The following is an 18,690-nucleotide window of genomic DNA, read 5'->3' as shown; positions in this document are numbered from 1 at the left end:
TCAAACTTTCTCAATTCAATCTTATACAGAGTAGTAAAGTTCGAATTCAAGTGGGTGAGTCGTCATGTTAACGCGCTCTACGTCTTCAGACTTAAGACCGATGTAAGAATCGATGAAATCATCAGAGAATACGCCGCCAGCAGTTAGGAACTCACGGTCAGCATCTAGAGAATCTAGAGCGTCTTTTAGTGAGTAAGCCACTGTTGGGATTTCAGCTGCTTCTTCAGCAGGTAGGTCGTACAAGTCTTTATCCATTGCTTCGCCTGGGTGGATCTTGTTTTTGATACCGTCAAGACCAGCCATAAGCATAGAAGCAAAGCACAGGTATGGGTTCGCCGCTGGGTCACCGAAACGCACTTCGATACGACGTGCTTTAGGACTTGGTACCACTGGGATACGGATAGAAGCACTACGGTTACGCGCTGAGTAAGCTAGCATTACAGGAGCTTCAAAACCAGGAACTAGACGCTTGTAAGAGTTAGTTGATGGGTTAGCAAATGCGTTGATTGCACGAGCGTGCTTGATGATACCACCGATGTAGTACAGTGCCATTTCAGAAAGGCCGCCGTACTTGTCGCCAGCGAATAGGTTAACACCGTCTTTCACTAGAGATTGGTGAACGTGCATACCACTACCGTTGTCACCTACTAGAGGCTTAGGCATGAAGGTTGCAGTTTTACCGAATGCATGAGCAACGTTGTGTACAACGTACTTGTAGATCTGAATCTCATCCGCTTTAGTTGTTAGCGTGTTAAAACGAGTAGCGATCTCGTTCTGACCAGCCGTTGCAACTTCGTGGTGGTGAGCTTCAACTACTAGGCCCATTTCTTCCATTACAAGACACATTGCACTACGGATGTCTTGAGAAGAGTCAACGGGTGCTACTGGGAAGTAACCACCTTTAACGCCAGGACGGTGACCTTTGTTACCTTCCTCGTAGTCAGAACCAGTGTTCCATGCCGCTTCTACATCGTCGATCTTGAAGAAAGAACCAGACATATCTGTTGCGAACTTAACGTCGTCAAATAGGAAAAACTCTGGCTCAGGACCGATGAGAACAGTGTCTGCTAGACCAGTAGAACGCATGAAGTCTTCTGCGCGCTTAGCGATAGAGCGTGGGTCACGGTCGTAGCCTTGTAGAGTTGCAGGCTCAAGGATGTCACAACGAACGTTTAGCGTTGCTTCTTCTGTGAATGGGTCTAGAACAGCAGAAGATACGTCCGGCATCATTACCATGTCTGATTCGTCAATGCCTTTCCAGCCAGCTACAGAAGAACCGTCGAACATTTTACCTTCTTCAAAGAAGTCTGCGTCAACTTGGTGAGCTGGGATAGAGATGTGCTGCTCTTTACCTTTTGTATCGGTAAAACGCAGGTCTACAAACTTAACTTCGTTTTCTTGGATCAGCGATAGAACGTTTTCTACTGACATCTTGGATAACCTCCAGTGTTATTAAAGCGGTATAGCTAGTCATTAAATCTAGCATTGATTAAGACTGTTTCATTCTGATTAATCGATGCTGAAATGTTTATAGCTAGAACCGTGCCAAAAAATAAATTCCTTTATAAACAACATATTAGTTGCTTTTGGTGATGTTTTGATAGCTAGTGTGCACTAAAATGATCACCACAAAGCACTATTTTGGTGCATTTGTTTGGTTTGCACCAAGATGAAACATATTGTCTTGGTTATTCCGCCTTAGGTTTGTGGTCTTGTCAATCTTTTACTGCAGAACTTCAGCTGTATTTGTTTTTTTGTGTTTTCCTGCCCAAGCTTTGATAAATCGGTCTTGTGTCCGTTACTCATCTCTTATAGAGCGTTTATAGTGAGATTACTTGGCTATCGAGATCACATATTTCTGGGTTTTTTGCCAGAATCTGGTACATTATGGCCGTTTTTTTAATCACGTAAGCGAGTTTTGAGCAATAGAGCCTGACTTGCTTCTTATATTGAGTGAATTCATTTCCATGACAACACCACAGATTGATAAATTGAGAAACATCGCGATCATCGCGCACGTTGACCACGGTAAAACCACATTGGTAGACAAACTGCTGCAGCAGTCTGGTACCCTTCAGTCTCGTGGTGAAGTCGAAGAACGAGTCATGGACTCGAACGACATCGAGAAAGAGCGTGGCATTACCATCCTTGCTAAGAACACTGCCATTAACTGGAACGACTACCGTATCAATATCGTAGATACTCCAGGGCACGCGGACTTCGGCGGCGAAGTTGAGCGAATCATGTCCATGGTTGACTGTGTACTTCTAATCGTCGATGCGGTTGATGGTCCAATGCCACAGACTCGCTTTGTTACTCAAAAAGCTTTCGCACATGGCTTAAAGCTATTGTCGTTATCAACAAGATTGACCGTCCGGGTGCTCGCCCTGATTGGGTAATGGATCAGGTATTCGATCTATTCGACAACCTTGGTGCGACAGATGAACAGTTAGATTTCCAAGTGGTTTACGCTTCAGCGTTAAACGGTTGGGCTTCGCTAGAAGAAGGCGAAACTGGCGAAGACATGGAGCCACTTTTCCAAACTATCGTAGAAGAAGTGGCAGCGCCTGAAGTTGACCTTGATGGTCCACTACAGATGCAAATCTCGCAGCTTGACTACAGCTCTTACGTAGGGGTTATCGGTGTTGGCCGCGTAACTCGCGGTACCGTTAAACCAAACCAGCAAGTGACGGTTATCGGCGCTGACGGAAAAACGCGTAACGGCAAGGTGGGTACGGTTCTTGGCTATCTTGGTCTTGAGCGTCACGAAACCACTCAAGCAACAGCGGGTGATATCATTGCAATCACGGGTCTCGGTGAGCTAAAAATCTCTGACACCATTTGTGACCAAAATGCAGTAGAGGCTTTACCTCCGCTGTCGGTTGACGAGCCAACCGTTACTATGACTTTCCAAGTAAACACTTCTCCGTTTGCTGGTAAAGAAGGTAAGTATGTTACGTCTCGTAATATCCTTGAGCGTTTAGAGAAAGAACTGGTTCACAACGTTGCGCTGCGCGTTGAACAAACGGACGATCCAGATAAATTCCGCGTATCAGGCCGTGGTGAGCTTCACCTATCTATTCTGATCGAGAACATGCGTCGTGAAGGCTTCGAATTAGCGGTATCTCGCCCAGAAGTTATTATCAAAGAAGAAAACGGCCAGCTAATGGAACCGTTTGAAACGGTAACGATTGACGTGATGGAAGAGCATCAGGGCGGCATTATGGAGAACATTGGTCTTCGTAAAGGTGAACTGAAAGACATGGCCCCAGATGGTAAAGGTCGAGTTCGTATGGACTTTGAAATGCCTTCTCGTGGTCTTATCGGATTCCAAACTGAGTTTATGACTCTGACTTCTGGTTCTGGTCTTCTTTATCATACCTTTGACCACTACGGCCCTCACAAAGGCGGCGAAATCGGTCAGCGTATCAACGGTGTATTGATTTCTAACGGTGCGGGTAAAGCACTGACTAACGCTCTGTTTAACCTACAAGAGCGCGGTCGTCTATTTATCGGCCACGGTGTTGAAGTTTACGAAGGTATGGTTATCGGTATTCACAGCCGTGACAATGACCTAACGGTTAACCCGCTCAAAGGCAAACAGCTAACCAACGTTCGTGCATCTGGTACAGATGATGCTCAAATCCTAACGCCACCTATTATTATGACGCTAGAGCAGGCGCTAGAGTTCATTGATGATGATGAACTAGTAGAAGTAACGCCGGAAAGCATCCGAATTCGCAAAAAGTTCCTGACGGAAAGTGACCGTAAGCGAGCTTCACGCGAAAGCAAGTAGTTAGATTGATTGAAAAGGGCGGGATTTAATCTCGCCCTTTTTGTATTTGGAGTTATTGTGAAACCTATCATTATTACTGGTGGTCCCGGCGCGGGGAAAACCACCCTAATCAATGCACTATCCGATTTGGGTATGTCTACCTTTGAAGAAGCTTCTCGGTTGCTCATTGAACAGCAAAGCCAAATTGAAGGTGGCATATTGCCATGGGATGACCTACCAAATTTTGCGCGCTTGTGTATGGATTATATGGCGACTCAAAAGCATCAGGCCGTCCAATGTGCCCCTGTTTTTATGGATAGGGCTATCGGCGATATTGTGGCTTACTTGAGGTTAGCGGAGTTACCTGTCGAAGATGAGATCCTAAAGGGCGCGGCTGGGTACCATAGTAAGGTGTTTGTATGCAGACCTGAGGCTTGCATATATGTACAAGACGATGTGCGCCCATACCCGTTTGAAGAAGCGTTAAGAATCCATGAGAAGATAGTCTCTACCTACGCTGAGCTTGGTTATGAAATCGTAAATGTACCTTGGGGAAGTGTGGTGGAAAGAGTGGCGTTTGTTCGACAAGTGACAGGCTTACTACCTGAGTAAGCCTGTAATCAGTCGAGGTTTAGATCGCAAATTGACCGCTTATCTACTTACTTTAATTGAGCGAGAAAGCGCTCTGATTCTTCGATCGCGTCGTTCATTTGCTCAATAGCAAATTGAATGTCGCGTTCTAGGTTAGCCACTTCACCCTGTATCGAGCCAATAGCATTGGCATTTAAGTTGTGTTTCAAATAAAGCGTGTTATCACGCAGTGTATTGAGCACCGGTGTCATTTTCTTTTCTGCGCGCTTCATAGCGGTGAGCATGCTTTGATAGGAAGACTGGGTTGCTTTTAGCTTCTGCTCACTGGAGCGGCGAAGCTTATCACTAGTGTAAAGTTCTAACTCTTGTCGCCACTCTTCGAATAGGGCTTCAGAAACATCTTCTATGGCCGAAATTCGGTCGCTGACTTCTTGGGCAGCCTCTTCACTGTCTTCATAACGCTCGCTGATGGCTTCATACATCACTTCCAGTTCACCGCCATCATAGCCAGAAAGGGCTGATAGTGCGGCAAGTGCACTAGTAAACTCTTGTTGCGCTTCTTGTTGAGAAGTTTTGGCGTCTTCAACCCTATCTACCATGATGTCTCTTTTGTGGTAACCCACGGTTTCCATCGCCGAATAATAGGTCGACTGACATCCGGTTAAGGTCACAACAGAAAACATTAATATCAGCAAATAGCGCATAGTGGCGTCCTTTCCTTTAGAATGATGGGGTTAGGATGAACGACATCATAGGGAGATACAAGTTGAAACTGGAGAACCAATCAAAATTAATGCTCTTGTTTGGACGGTATTTACTCACGCGTATGCGCCATGACAGAGTTAACGTTAACGCTGGCTATTTAGCCTACATTACCTTACTTTCCATCGTTCCAATGTTGACGGTGTTATTGTCGGTTCTTTCTTCCTTTTCTGTGTTCGCCAATGCTGGGGACATTATTCAAGATTTTGTTATTACCCACTTTGTTCCGGCGGCGGGTGACGCGGTAAAAGATGCTTTAACGGAATTTGTTTCCAATACAGGGAAGATGACGGCGGTTGGCGGTGCTTTTCTCTTTGTTGCGGCCCTTATGCTGATCTCCAATATCGATAAAAACTTAAACTATATTTGGCGAGTTCAACAGAAGCGAAGAGCCGTGTTTTCATTCTCAATGTATTGGATGGTATTAACGCTTGGTCCTATATTAGTAGGGACAAGCATCGCTGCAACATCTTATATAACGTCATTAAAATTGATGGAGAGTGAGGCCCTCTCAAGCGCATTTAGCCTGTTTGTTAGCATGCTCCCCTTTATTCTTTCCTATCTCGCTTTTGTTGGGCTGTACATCTTAGTTCCCAACAAAAAGGTACAACTTAAACATGCTGCTGTTGGAGCGTTAGTTGCAGCTTTACTCTTTGAACTGAGCAAGAAAGCATTCGCAGCCTACATCACTCATTTCCCTTCTTATCAGTTAATTTACGGCGCTCTGGCTGCGATTCCGATCTTATTTGTTTGGGTGTATTTGTGTTGGTTGATCGTATTAGTGGGTGCTGAAATGACGGCGGCACTGGGCGAACGAGAGCAATGGAGTAGATCGCAAGACGTGTTACACTCACAACCAGAAGATAGGAATAGCGGTAAAGGATGTAAAACGAGTGATAGCACTGATACAGAGAGTGAGTGAAGCTGCGGTACGCGTAGATGGTGAAGTCGTCGGAGAGATCGACAAAGGCCTGCTCGTGTTACTGGGGGTCGAGAAAGACGATGATGAGGCTAAAGCGAAACGCCTTATGGAGCGAGTAACAACCTATCGAGTGTTTGAAGATGACGATGGTAAAATGAACCTGAACGTGAAACAGGTGGATGGAAAGGTGCTTGTCGTGTCTCAGTTCACTTTACCCGCCGATACTAAAAAAGGAACACGAGCCGGATTTTCGCGTGGTGCGCATCCCTCGGATGCAGAGCGACTGTATGATTATTTTTCCGATCAATGTGAGCAGATTCTGCCTACTGAGCGAGGGCGCTTTGCCGCCGATATGAAAGTATCTTTGGTCAATGACGGACCAGTAACTTTCTGGCTTCAAGTATAATTAAGTTAAAGAATGCAACTTTCACAAGGAAAGCAGCTAGGCTTTCAAGGATAGAAAACTGAGGCTGAATAAGAGTTTATGTTTAAACTGATCACTCCCAAAACGGACAACCAGCTCAACAAATATTACCACTTTCGATGGCAGATGCTTCGTGAACCATGGCGTATGCGATTGGATCAGAACGCGACGAATACGACCCTATGAGCCACCATCGAATGATCGTTGATGGCCGTGGAAGGCCTATCTCTATTGGGCGTTTGTATATTACTCCAGATAGTGAAGGGCAGATTCGTTATATGGCGGTAAAAGGAAACCGTCGTAGTAAAGGTATGGGTTCACTTGTGCTGGTGGCGTTGGAGTCCTTGGCAAGGCAAGAAGGCGCTAAGCGCTTGGTGTGTAATGCCCGTGAAGACGCCATTTCGTTTTACGAAAAGAATGGCTTTGAGCGTCGAGGTGCTTTAACAGACGAACGCGGTCCAGTGCGACATCAACAGATGGTGAAACCACTTGATCCTATGGCTAATGTACTTCGCAAGCCAGAATGGTGTGGGGAGTTACAAGAGCGTTGGGAACACCAAATTCCAATCAGCGATAAAATGGGGATAAAAATCAATCAGTACACGGGCTATCAGTTCGAGTGTAGCGCACAGTTGAACCCAAATCTTAATCCTCACAATACCATGTTTGCTGGCTCGGCATTTACCTTGGCGACCTTAACTGGTTGGGGTATGACATGGTTGCTGCTGAAAGAGCGAGGTCTTCAAGGGGATATTGTTTTAGCCGACAGTCAGATACGTTATCGTCACCCGGTGGAACAAAGTCCAGTGGCTTCTACATCACTTGATGGCATCAGTGGTGACTTAGATAGATTAGCTGCGGGAAGAAAAGCCCGCATCGTTATTCACGTGACCATCTATAGCGGTGATCTGCCAGCGGTCGAGTTTATTGGCACCTATATGTTGATGCCAGATTATCGCGCCGTTATAGGTAGCGATGAAGAGAGCTCAGCATAAGCAGTAAAGGCACCTAGTGACAGGTGCCTTGTTTTGTTGTGGACCCCGATATCAGATCAATAAGCACCGTGCCACACGCTTGTTCAGTTTTGAGGATAACCGTGGCGCCTTGCGGGTGAACTAGATCAACTTGGCTGGCTATGTTGTTAGAACCGTGGTTATCTTGCACACGAATTCGTCCTCTATCTGCATTTAAGCTCAAATGTTGATCTTGTAATACCAAAGGCTCCTCCTCATGGAAAAGGATCCCTGAGTCGAGTAGGGCTAGATCAATGTCTCCACTCAAAGTATGAGTAAAAATCACTTTATCTCCTGCCAGACCTCTTAACTGCCCCTCGATGTCACCATTGCCCAGCAGAGAAAAGGGATGTTCTAACTTCTGCGTTATAGGTTGGAGTGGAATACTTGCACCGTGCATCTCTAGTGACCAAGGTTGGCTGAGTTTGGACTTGTCCCAAGCACCAGTTAGCTCAAAGTACCCGTCTTCAAAAGGAATAAATAGGCGTTCTAAGTGCGCAGCACCTCTATCGGAATAGGCTTTTATGATCGGCTGAGAAGAGAGAATATCTCCCCAGCTAGCACTATTGGCGGATAATGACACCGAACCTTGCCATAAGTAAGGCTGACTGCGGTCTATCAGAGTGAGTTGTTTACCTTCTATATTTAGTCCACTGAGTTGCCAGTAGGGCTGCTGTTGCAATTGAATAAACTGAGCGTTGTTTATATCTAAGTTCTCTATAGTGAGTGTCTCTAGAGGTTTAATCCAGTCTACTAATTGAGAGACTTTTTGTTGGGTTTGATCTAGCCATTTAACCCCAGATAAAGAAAACTGCTTAGCTTGAAAACTGGTAGGTGAAATAACGCCCGTAAAGTTGAGAGAACCTTGCGAAAACTCACTATTGAGCTCGCTGATAGAAATGGTGCCGGAATGGAAATTGGCTTGAGCAGAAATGTCGATAAACTGAAAGCCTTTGAAATTTAACATATCCGCGTCAAAAGAGAGGTAGCCCTCTTGTTCCCACAAGGGGTTAGACAAAGAGAAATTCTCCGTGGACAAAGCTAAGTTTTCCGCTTTAAACCCGTCAATATCAATATTGCTAGCGATTAAATCTAAGCTATTTATATGATGAACCTTAAAGGGGAGAGCAGACAATGCTCGGTTGATCGACGATATCGTATCCTTGCGCAGTGTCAGATCCTTAATGGTGACATTAACTAATGACCACCCTTGTTCAAATTGCTCTGATTGCCCAGAGATACTGGTATTGTTCCAATCAAAAGAAATGCCATAGGCAGTACTGTTTTCGGGTTTGTAGTCCAAGTCGATCAAAAGATTATCGTAGGCTTCATCTAGGACATATAACTGAGATGCAGAAAACTGTACTTCTCCAAATGGGATGATTTGAGATTCATCGTTCCAGTTCGGTTGCTTAACTTGAGCATTGACCCCCCTAAGTGACCAAGTATCGCCACTAAAGTCTGAATGCTGAAAGGCGAGCTGGTGGAGCTTGAGCTTGGACTTGAATAGTAAAGTAGGGAGAGTCGACGGCGAAGTGATATTGGCTTCTTTTATTAACAGTGAATCTAATACCCATTGCCCATGTTGCCAAGGGGATGAGTTAAACCAAATCTGTACATGAGGTAGGTAAATATCGTGGTCTTTGTAGTGAACGCCAGACAACTCGAATTGGAGCGGTGGGATATAACGTACTGCCTCTACAGAGTCCGGTGCTGCACTCCAAAAGGGCAAGGCGTAGTTAACAATCGAAGTGGCGTATTTGGTTTGCAAAGCCGAATAGAGAGCGGCAACCAGTGCGGTTAGAGTAAGCAAAACCGATAGTAGGCTAATGGTAATCGCGCGTTTCACGTTGTTGTCATCCCAAGCCAAGACAAAGTGTGTACTTAGAGTGGAACATTTTCTTCCTGTTATCAATAACAAAGCCCCTTCGAAAAGGGGCTTAGACTCGGAATTACAGGTGGAGTCACTTAATCGACTTGAGGTCCGGCGGCGACAAGCGCTTTGCCTTCTTCGTTGTCGGTGTATTTGTCGAAGTTATTAATAAAGCGTTGAGCTAGGTCTTTCGCTTTACTTTCCCACTGAAGTGGATCGACATAAGTATCTCTTGGATCCAAGATGCTTGGGTCTACCCCTGGTAGTGACGTTGGTACCTCTAGGTTAAAGATAGGGACTTGTGTAGTTGTCGCTTTCTCAATTGAACCATCGAGAATGGCATCAATAATCCCACGAGTATCTTGAATCGAGATACGTTTACCACTGCCGTTCCAGCCAGTATTAACTAAGTATGCCTCTGCTCCTGCCGCTTCCATACGCTTGACCAGCACCTCTGCATATTTGGTCGGGTGAAGGGTTAAGAACGCTGCGCCAAAACAAGCTGAGAACGTCGGTGTTGGCTCAGTAATCCCGCGCTCTGTACCAGCTAGTTTAGCGGTAAAACCGGACAGGAAGTGTACTTAGTTTGCTCTGGAGTCAGTTTAGCCACCGGAGGTAATACGCCGAAGGCATCGGCAGAAAGGAAGATCACCTTCTCTGCATGTCCGCCCTTAGACACTGGCTTGACAATATTATCGATGTGATAAAGCGGGTATGAGACGCGAGTATTTTCGGTCTTCGAACCATCATCAAAGTCTATGGAGCCATCGGTGCGAACGGTGACATTCTCCAACAGGGCGTCTCGGCGAATGGCGTTGTAGATATCGGGCTCGGCTTCTTTAGAGAGTTTGATGGTCTTGGCATAACAGCCACCTTCGTAGTTAAAGACGCCATCGTCGTCCCAGCCGTGTTCGTCATCGCCAATTAGTGCGCGTTTGGGATCGGTAGATAGTGTTGTTTTACCAGTGCCAGAGAGTCCAAAGAAGATGGCAACATCGCCTTCTTCACCCATATTGGCACTACAGTGCATCGAAGCGATGTCGCGCAGAGGAAGGAAGTAGTTCATCATTGCGAACATCCCTTTCTTCATTTCGCCGCCGTACCATGTGCCACCGATCAACTGCATTTTTTCAGATAGGTTGAACACGGTGAAGTTCTCTGAGTTTAAGCCGTGTTCTTCCCATTTCTGGTTGGTGCACTTCGCCCCGTTCATGACCACAAAATCAGGTTCAAAAGTTGCCAACTCTTCTTCTGTTGGACGAATGAACATGTTTTTCACAAAATGCGCCTGCCAAGCGACTTCGGTGATGATGCGGATGCACAAGCGAGTGTCTGGGTTAGTACCACAGTAACCATCGATGACAAAAAGACGCTTGCCCGACAACTGCGAGGTAACTAGCTCTTTTAAATCGTCCCATACTTCTTTGTTAATCGGCTTGTTATCATTTTTAACAGCATCACTTGTCCACCACATATTCTCCTGTGTTGTGGCGTCTTTAACGATATATTTATCTTTTGGTGAGCGGCCAGTAAAGATTCCAGTGTCAACGGCAACAGCGCCAAGTTCCGTGACTACGCCTTTCTCGTAGCCTTCTAGATCAGCTCGGGTTTCCTCCTCGAACAATATTTCATAACTAGGGTTGCGAATAACCTCAGTCACGTTGTGTAGTCCGTGCTTTGTTAGATCTATTGTTGCAGCCTTTTTATGTTCCATAACGGTCATAGGTGCTCCTTATCGGAATATTTTGTAGGGATTTTGTAAGAATTTTTTTATTTTTCTGCTCACCATGCTAGCAACGGGTCAGGGAGAAAACAGAGATATAGCTCAAAATTTGTCCATGATTTCACTGTGGTTTTTAGGTGACCCATCACATATTGGTTAGTGAGTATATTATCGCGTACGCAAAGGTTTGCGCTAGCCCCAAAGAATTAATACTTCTAAGAAATTAAGTATAGCGTACGGTGGGTTTCGGGCCTTGTTTTAACTGGGTTTTGATCACAAAAAAAGCCGACTTTATGTCGGCTTTTGTCAGTTTGATTAAGCTTGGTAAACGCTACGAATTAATGCAGGGTTTTATTGTCAGAACTGTTGTCATTAAACAGCTCTGCAACCTGAGATTCATCAAATGAATAGGTTGTTCCGCAGTAATCACAATGTAAAGAAATTGTGCCGACCTCGCTCAAAATGTCATTAATTTCAGCACGGTCGACGGTAACGATGGCACCAGCACTTCGCTCCCTAGAGCAACCGCAGTGGAATTCCACTGGTTGAGGTTCGAATAGACGAACTTTTTCCTGATTGTATAGGCGGTAGAGCAGGTCTTGGGCTTTAAGTGTAAACAACTCTTCGTTCTTAATGGTATCTGTCAGTTGCTCTAGATGCTCAAAGTCCTCTGGTGTGCCAGTACCATCCGGCATGACTTGGATTAGCATACCGGCAGCATGAGCTTGCCCTTCGTGTTCACCTGTTCGGATCCACAATCTGGTTTTAAGTTGCTCAGAATTAGCGAAGTAGTTTTCGATAACTTGCGTAAGGTTTTCGCCATCTAAACCGACCACACCTTGGTAACGCTCACCTTTTTTAGGATCGATAGTGATCACCAAATGGCCCTTGCCCATCATGTCGTGAAGTCCGGCATCGTCAGCAATATCACCTTCCCAGCGCGCGACACCGCGAACTTTTTGGTCATGGTCACCATTGATCACGGCGAGTGATACTGGACCATCGCCTTGAATTTGAATGGTAATAGAGCCTTCAAATTTGAGTGTTGCTGTCAAAAGTGTGGTGGAGACGAGTAGCTCACCCAACAGCTTTTGTAGAGCTACAGGGTATTCCTTGCTGGAAATAATTTGTTGGTACGCTTCGTCCATCTGTACCAACTCGCCACGAACGGAAAGATCCTCGAACAGATAGCGATTTAACACATTGCTTGCCATGAGAAATACTCCAGCTTATTGATGTTTGAATTTAATAATGTCCCGACGCTGCTTTTTATCTGGACGGCGATCAGGGCTAGGGTTGTGTGCGTGAAGTTTACGCTTTAAAGCGTTTTCTTCTCTTTTAGCTACACTTTGAACGGTCTCGGAGTATAAAGATTGTGCTTCTGGAGCACCACGCCTTTGGTCAGAAATTTTTTCCACAATGACGGTTTTTTCTTCGTGACCTTGTCGTAAAGTAATGGTAGCACCAAGTTCAACTATTTTACTTGGTTTACTTCGCTGTCCGTTGTAGTGAACTTTACCGCCGTCGATCATATTGCGAGCGATAGAACGAGTTTTGTAGAAACGGGCAGCCCAAAGCCATTTATCAAGCCTGACTGCTTCGCTGTTGGAGCTCATAATCCTTGTTAACCTCTAGTTGTTAACTTCTAAATAGTTTCTATATGGGGCGTTTCGATGAGATTAAAGGTGGAGATTAGTATTATGTATTTCAAGCTAGATCAAAAAAAACATTTGCTCTACAGCTCTTATAAGTGGATGTGGTATAGTCAGCCGCAGTGGGGTTATATCTAATATATAGAACTCTATCTCGTGGAAAGTATTAATATTTTTACCAATAATGAGATGGTGAAATCGTTATACTGAATATCATATTAAGGAAAGTTGGTGGGTTCGGTTAATCACTTTATGCAATTAACTATTTTAAAAATAGAACCAAAGCGTTTGAGTAGAGTGTGCACGATAATTTTACTTCTACTAACGGTATGGATCTTAGGAAAGGTTTTTTGGGCAGTTAACCCTTCTTACTCCGTGCCAACTTGGTCGCCAGCCGAGAGTGGCAAGGCTGTCGCAACGGCTAGTGAAAGCGTTGACACTAAAGCCATACAAGACAGCCATCTTTTTGGACGTTATCAAAAAGATGCTGAGCCTGCGCCCGTTAAACAAGAAGTCAAAGATGCACCAAAGAGTCGACTGAATGTTATTTTGGTGGGGGTTGTTCAAAGTAGTAACGCAGAAAAAAGTCTGGCCGTTATTGCAAGGCAAAATAAGCAAGTGACTTATGGCGTTGGAGAAATAATTGAAGGGACGAGAGCGAAAGTAAAAATAGTGCTTTCGGACCGAGTGATTATCGACAATCAGGGACGCGATGAAACGGTTATGCTAAATGGTGACGAGTACCGTTCAATAGCTTCTACCTCTGGTTCACGTCCTAAACCGGTTCGGAATGAACAACCTGATAATAGTGCCCAGCTCGCAAAAATTAAGTCAGAGCTTTCTAGTAACCCACAGCAGCTGTTCCAGTATGTGCGTATGTCTCAGGTTAAGAGAGACAATCAAGTGCTTGGCTACAGATTGAGTGCGGGTAGAGAAGCAGAGCTTTTCCGCTCAGTAGGGTTAAAGGAAGGGGACATAGCGACTCATATCAATGGGCTCGCTTTAAGTGACCCAGCGGCGATGAATCAAGTATTCAAAACGGTCTCGGATATGACTGAGATAAACTTAACGGTTGAGCGCGATGGTCAACCTTATGACATATACATTGAATTTTAGAATCAAGCTTGAAAAGTTAAGCTTGTGAAGGAGATTGTTAAGTGAACCATTGGCTGAAAAAGAGTGTTTGGCTATTAGTTGGAAGTCTAATGTCAGCACCGACAGTAGTAGCGAATGAATACAGTGCAAGTTTTAAGGGCACGGATATTCAAGAGTTTATTAATATTGTTGGCCGAAACTTAGAGAAGACCATCATTGTCGATCCAGCGGTTCGCGGTAAAATCGACGTGCGCAGTTACGATATGCTTACAGAGGAACAGTATTACAGTTTCTTTTTGAATGTTCTGGAAGTGTATGGCTATGCCGTTATTGAAATGGATAACAATGTTGTCAAAGTTATCAGTGCTAAAGACGCAAAAACCTCTGCCATTCCAGTTGTAGGTGATGATAGCGGTAAAGGCGATGCCGTCGTTACTCGTGTTGTCGCTGTTCGAAATGTCTCCGTCCGCGAGCTTTCTCCTTTACTACGCCAACTGAATGACAATGCGGGCGCTGGTAATGTCGTACATTACGACCCAGCCAATATTATTCTTATCACTGGCCGTGCAGCGGTAGTAAATCGATTGGCCGATATCATTAAGCGTGTCGATCAAGCGGGTGACAAAGACATTGAAGTTGTGGAGTTAAAGAATGCGTCCGCAGCAGAAATGGTGCGCATTGTTGAAGCCTTGAGCAAAACACCAGAAAACCAAAATACTCCGGCCTTTCTTCAGCCAAAACTCGTGGCAGATGATCGCACTAACTCAATTCTTATTTCTGGCGACCCACAGGTTCGCAAGCGCTTGAGAAAATTGATCACTCAGCTAGATGTTGAAATGGCAACAAAAGGCAATAACCGAGTGGTGTATCTAAAGTACGCTAAAGCAGAAGAGCTTGTTGACGTATTAAAAGGGGTGTCGGATAACCTTCAAGCAGAAAAAGCGGGTGGTCAAAAGTCTGCTTCGCCATCCTCTCGCGCTGAAGTGATGATATCGGCACACGCAGATACGAATGCATTGGTGATCACTGCACCAGCAGATGTTATGTCAGCATTGACTGACGTTATCGCCCAGCTGGATATTCGCCGAGCACAAGTTCTTATCGAAGCGCTGATTGTTGAAATGGCCGAAGGTGATGGTATCAACCTTGGTGTTCAGTGGGGGTCGCTAGATTCAGGCGCTGTAATTCAATACGGCAATGCGGGCGCGCCAATTGGTAGTGTCATGGTTGGTCTTGAAGAAGCGAAAGACTCCACCCAGACTAAAGCCGTTTATGATTCAGATGGAAATTTCTTGCGCAATGAAACCACCACGACTAAAGGCGACTTTAGCACTTTAGCGTCTGCACTAGCGGGTGTAAACGGTGCTGCGTTAAGTGTTGTCATGGGTGACTGGACGGCATTGATTAGTGCTGTTTCTTCGGACTCCAACTCAAATATCCTCTCTTCGCCAAGCATCACGGTTATGGATAATGGAGAAGCGTCGTTCATCGTGGGTGAAGAAGTGCCTGTTCTTACTGGTTCTACCGCGGGCTCTAACAATAGCAACCCTTTCCAAACCGTTGATCGAAAAGAAGTGGGTATCAAGCTCAAAGTGGTTCCTCAAATCAATGAAGGCAACTCTGTTCAACTCAATATCGAGCAAGAAGTATCCAATGTACTGGGTGCTCAAGGCGCTGTAGACGTTCGCTTTGCAAAACGTCAGCTCAATACCTCGGTGATTGTTGAAGACGGACAGATGATAGTATTAGGTGGCTTGATTGATGAACGCGCCCTTGAAAGTGAATCTAAGGTTCCCCTTCTCGGTGATATTCCGGTGCTCGGTCATCTGTTCAAGTCGACCAGTACTCAGGTTGAGAAAAAGAATCTTATGGTGTTTATCAAGCCAACCATTATTCGCGATGGCGTGACGGCGGATGGGATTACTCAACGCAAATACAACTTTATTCGCGCCGAGCAACTGTATAAAGCGGATCAAGGGTTGAAGTTGATGGATGACAGCAAGGTTCCGGTGTTACCAGAATTCGGACAAGAGATTGGTCATCCTGCAGAGATCCAAGCCTTTATTGAGCAGATGGAAGTAAACTAATGAGTAGCATAGAGTCCGTGGAAGCATCAGAGGTTATGGTGGCTCGATTGCCTTTTAGCTTTGCCAAGCGCTTTCGATACGTTTTAGATCCAGACGCTAGTGAAGCTGTTCTTCTATACGTTCCTCCTATCGATGTCACTTCGCTATTGGAAGTGAAGCGCGTTCTTCGCACGGACTTCTCGCTAAAAAGTGTTTCTCAACAAGAGTTTGAGGTTCAGTTGACTAAGGCTTATCAGAGAGACTCTTCTGAAGCTCGCCAATTGATGGAAGATATTGGTGCCGATAGTGATGATTTCTTTGCTTTAGCAGAAGATTTACCACAAGACGAAGATCTATTAGAAGCAGAAGATGACGCGCCAATCATTAAGTTGATTAATGCCATGCTTGGCGAAGCGATCAAAGAAGAAGCGTCGGATATTCACATCGAAACCTTTGAAAAAGCACTGGCGATCCGATTTCGAATCGATGGAGTGCTACGAGATGTACTGTCGCCAAGTCGCAAACTGGCGCCGTTGCTGGTATCCCGTGTCAAAGTGATGGCCAAGTTGGATATTGCCGAGAAACGCGTTCCGCAAGATGGTCGTATTTCACTGCGTATCGGGGGCCGTGCGGTTGATGTTCGTGTTTCCACCATGCCTTCCTCTCACGGAGAAAGGGTGGTGATGCGTTTGCTAGATAAAAACGCCACGCGCTTAGATCTTCAAAGTTTGGGGATGACCCAAGAAAACCATGACAACTTTAGAAAGATGATTCAAAGGCCTCATGGGATTATTTTGGTTACAGGTCCAACGGGCTCTGGTAAATCCACCACTTTGTATGCGGGTCTTCAAGAGCTAAACAGCAATGAGCGCAACATACTTACCGTAGAAGATCCGATTGAGTTTGATATTGATGGCATTGGTCAAACCCAAGTAAACCCCAAAGTCGATATGACATTTGCACGCGGGTTGAGGGCCATCCTTCGTCAAGATCCCGATGTAGTGATGGTGGGTGAAATTCGAGATCTCGAAACCGCTCAGATAGCGGTGCAAGCTTCTCTTACTGGTCACTTAGTGTTATCTACCCTTCACACTAATACTGCGGCTGGTGCAATCACCCGTTTGCGCGATATGGGTATAGAGCCCTTCCTTATCTCTTCATCACTGTTAGGCGTACTGTCGCAACGTCTGGTTCGCAAACTTTGTCCAGATTGCAAGCAACCTTACGAAGCAGATAACAGTGTGAAAAAGTTACTCGGCGTGAAGAAAAAAGCGTCATTAACTCTTTATAAAGCTCAAGGTTGTGAAAGTTGTAACTACAAAGGCTATAAGGGGCGTACTGGTATCCATGAACTGCTGATCGTCAACGATGAAATACAGGAGATGATCCACAACGAGGCTGGCGAGCAGGCGATTGAAAAAGCGATTCGCGAGAGTACGCCTAGTATTCGTAGTGATGGCTTAGATAAAGTGAAACAAGGCATTACTTCCCTAGAAGAAGTGATGAGGGCGACCAAGGAAAGCTGATGGCTGCATTTGATTACAAAGCTCTCAACAACAAAGGTAAGTCGGTTAAAGGCTCGATAGAAGGTGATAACGCGAGACAGGTTCGCAGTCGTTTGAAAGAGCAGGGGTTAATCCCCGTTGAAGTGACGCCCAGTGCCGAGAAAAGAAGTCAGACTCAAGCTAAACCAAGTAGAAGTTTCCAGCGTGGGATTAGTACTTACGACCTTGCTTTGATCACTCGTCAATTATCGACATTGGTTCAATCTGGTATGCCTTTAGAAGAGTGTTTAAAGGCGGTGTCAGAGCAGTCGGAAAAGCCGAGAATTCGCTCTATGGTATTGGCTGTAAGAGCCAAGGTCGTCGAGGGGTATACGTTTTCCGACAGTTTAGCCGATTTCCCTCAAGTGTTTGATGATTTGTTCTGCTCAATGGTGGCCGCTGGAGAAAAATCTGGGCATCTAGATGGCGTATTAGAGCGCTTAGCCGATTACGTTGAGAAGCGACAAAAGATGCGTTCCAAGTTGATTCAAGCGATGGCGTACCCTGCTGTATTGGTGGTCGTAGCGATTGGTATCATCATTGTTCTTCTGGCTCGAGTTGTTCCGCCTATTGTTGAACAGTTTGTGCAGATGGGGCAGGAATTGCCACAGTCTACACAGATTTTGCTTTCTTCCAGTAAGTTCCTCCAGAATTGGGGACTTTATTTAGCTGTTTTAGCGATCGCGCTGGGTTACTTGGCAAAATGGTTACTGAGTTTGCCGTCGGTGCGAATGAGCTGGGATAGGAGGATTATCTCTCTTCCCGCATTGGGCAAAATTGCCAGAGGGTTAAATACTTCTCGATTTGCTAGAACACTTTCTATCTGTACATCAAGTGCGATCCCCATTCTGGATGGGATGAAAGTTGCAACAGACGTCATCTCAAATCGATATGTGAAACAGCAGTTGAACGAAGCTATCGAAGCGGTAAGAGAAGGTAGTAGCCTGCGAAAAGCGCTGGAAAATACTAAGCTTTTTCCTCCTATGATGCTTCATATGATTGCGAGTGGAGAACAGAGTGGAGAATTGGAAGGCATGTTGACCCGTGCTGCAGACAACCAAGACACTGCTTTTGAGTCAACGGTGAACATTTCACTGAGTATTTTCCCACCTTTGCTTATTGCACTGATGGCGCTGTTTGTGCTCTTTATTATGATGGCGACTATGATGCCAATTTTAGAAATGAACAACCTAATAAGCCGCTAGGCTCAATCAGATTTTATTGTCGTTATTGTTTGACGATAGGTACGT

General features: G+C 45.3%; 12 protein-coding genes and 3 pseudogenes. 9 read left to right on the top strand and 6 right to left on the bottom strand.

Annotation, left to right across the window (positions count from 1 at the left end; genetic code table 11):
• Positions 1-21: 21 nt before the first annotated feature.
• A complete protein-coding gene (glnA, locus tag BLO31_RS14910; protein ID WP_070968288.1) occupies positions 22-1,431 on the bottom strand; it encodes a glutamate--ammonia ligase in 1,410 nt (469 codons plus the stop codon).
• Between the two features lie 536 nt (positions 1,432-1,967).
• Between glnA and typA the strand changes: the two are divergent.
• Positions 1,968-3,796: pseudogene (typA, locus tag BLO31_RS14905) on the top strand (translational GTPase TypA).
• Between the two features lie 57 nt (positions 3,797-3,853).
• Positions 3,854-4,387, top strand: a complete 534-nt coding sequence (locus tag BLO31_RS14900; protein WP_070968285.1) for an AAA family ATPase — start codon at positions 3,854-3,856, stop codon at positions 4,385-4,387.
• Between the two features lie 47 nt (positions 4,388-4,434).
• On the opposite strand, the gene BLO31_RS14895 is transcribed toward BLO31_RS14900, so the two are convergent.
• On the bottom strand, positions 4,435-5,070 hold the full coding sequence (locus BLO31_RS14895; protein WP_070968281.1) for a DUF2959 domain-containing protein: 636 nt from the start codon (positions 5,068-5,070) through the stop codon (positions 4,435-4,437).
• A 35-nt stretch (positions 5,071-5,105) separates the two neighbouring features.
• Here BLO31_RS14895 and BLO31_RS14890 point away from each other — a divergent pair, with 35 nt between their 5' ends.
• The 3 genes and pseudogenes from BLO31_RS14890 (at position 5,106) to BLO31_RS14880 (ending at position 7,469) form a co-directional block, all read left to right on the top strand.
• Positions 5,106-6,050, top strand: a complete 945-nt coding sequence (locus tag BLO31_RS14890) for a virulence factor BrkB family protein (RefSeq protein WP_175443229.1) — start codon at positions 5,106-5,108, stop codon at positions 6,048-6,050.
• Positions 6,022-6,456 (top strand): D-aminoacyl-tRNA deacylase, encoded by a 435-nt coding sequence (gene dtd / locus BLO31_RS14885; RefSeq protein WP_070968277.1) that lies wholly within the window; start codon positions 6,022-6,024, stop codon positions 6,454-6,456. Before BLO31_RS14890 ends, dtd begins: the two co-directional genes overlap by 29 nt.
• A 78-nt stretch (positions 6,457-6,534) precedes the next feature.
• Positions 6,535-7,469 (top strand): annotated as a pseudogene (locus BLO31_RS14880) (bifunctional GNAT family N-acetyltransferase/hotdog fold thioesterase).
• 13 nt (positions 7,470-7,482) lie between these two features.
• Here the strand turns inward: BLO31_RS14880 and BLO31_RS14875 are convergent.
• The 4 genes and pseudogenes from BLO31_RS14875 to hslR all read right to left on the bottom strand — a co-directional run bounded on the left by BLO31_RS14875 (position 7,483) and on the right by hslR (position 12,699).
• A complete protein-coding gene (locus tag BLO31_RS14875) occupies positions 7,483-9,336 on the bottom strand; it encodes an AsmA family protein (protein ID WP_175443228.1) in 1,854 nt (617 codons plus the stop codon).
• Positions 9,337-9,455: 119 nt separating this feature from the next.
• Positions 9,456-11,083: pseudogene (pckA, locus tag BLO31_RS14870) on the bottom strand (phosphoenolpyruvate carboxykinase (ATP)).
• Positions 11,084-11,421: 338 nt separating this feature from the next.
• On the bottom strand, positions 11,422-12,297 hold the full coding sequence (gene hslO / locus BLO31_RS14865) for an Hsp33 family molecular chaperone HslO (RefSeq protein WP_070968269.1): 876 nt from the start codon (positions 12,295-12,297) through the stop codon (positions 11,422-11,424).
• A 15-nt stretch (positions 12,298-12,312) separates the two neighbouring features.
• On the bottom strand, positions 12,313-12,699 hold the full coding sequence (hslR, locus tag BLO31_RS14860; protein ID WP_070968265.1) for a ribosome-associated heat shock protein Hsp15: 387 nt from the start codon (positions 12,697-12,699) through the stop codon (positions 12,313-12,315).
• A 267-nt stretch (positions 12,700-12,966) separates the two neighbouring features.
• On the opposite strand from hslR, the gene gspC reads away from it, so the two are divergent.
• The 4 genes from gspC to gspF are packed head-to-tail and all read left to right on the top strand — an operon-like array spanning position 12,967 to position 18,645.
• Positions 12,967-13,851, top strand: coding sequence for a type II secretion system protein GspC (gene gspC, locus BLO31_RS14855; protein WP_245688501.1), 885 nt, complete (start codon positions 12,967-12,969; stop codon positions 13,849-13,851).
• A 41-nt stretch (positions 13,852-13,892) separates the two neighbouring features.
• Positions 13,893-15,917, top strand: coding sequence for a type II secretion system secretin GspD (gspD, locus tag BLO31_RS14850; RefSeq protein ID WP_070968262.1), 2,025 nt, complete (start codon positions 13,893-13,895; stop codon positions 15,915-15,917).
• A complete protein-coding gene (gene gspE / locus BLO31_RS14845) occupies positions 15,917-17,422 on the top strand; it encodes a type II secretion system ATPase GspE (RefSeq protein WP_175443227.1) in 1,506 nt (501 codons plus the stop codon). The genes gspD and gspE overlap by 1 nt, the downstream gene beginning before the upstream one ends.
• Complete coding sequence (gene gspF / locus BLO31_RS14840; protein WP_070968258.1) at positions 17,422-18,645, top strand: type II secretion system inner membrane protein GspF; 1,224 nt, start codon at positions 17,422-17,424, stop codon at positions 18,643-18,645. The genes gspE and gspF overlap by 1 nt, the downstream gene beginning before the upstream one ends.
• Positions 18,646-18,690 lie beyond the last annotated feature (45 nt).

Origin of the sequence: Vibrio sonorensis (assembly GCF_001854765.1) — a bacterium.
Classification (GTDB): Bacteria; Pseudomonadota; Gammaproteobacteria; order Enterobacterales; family Vibrionaceae; genus Vibrio; species Vibrio sonorensis.
The sequence above is the reverse complement of the archived record's forward strand: the minus strand, read 5'-3'. Positions and strand labels throughout refer to the sequence as shown.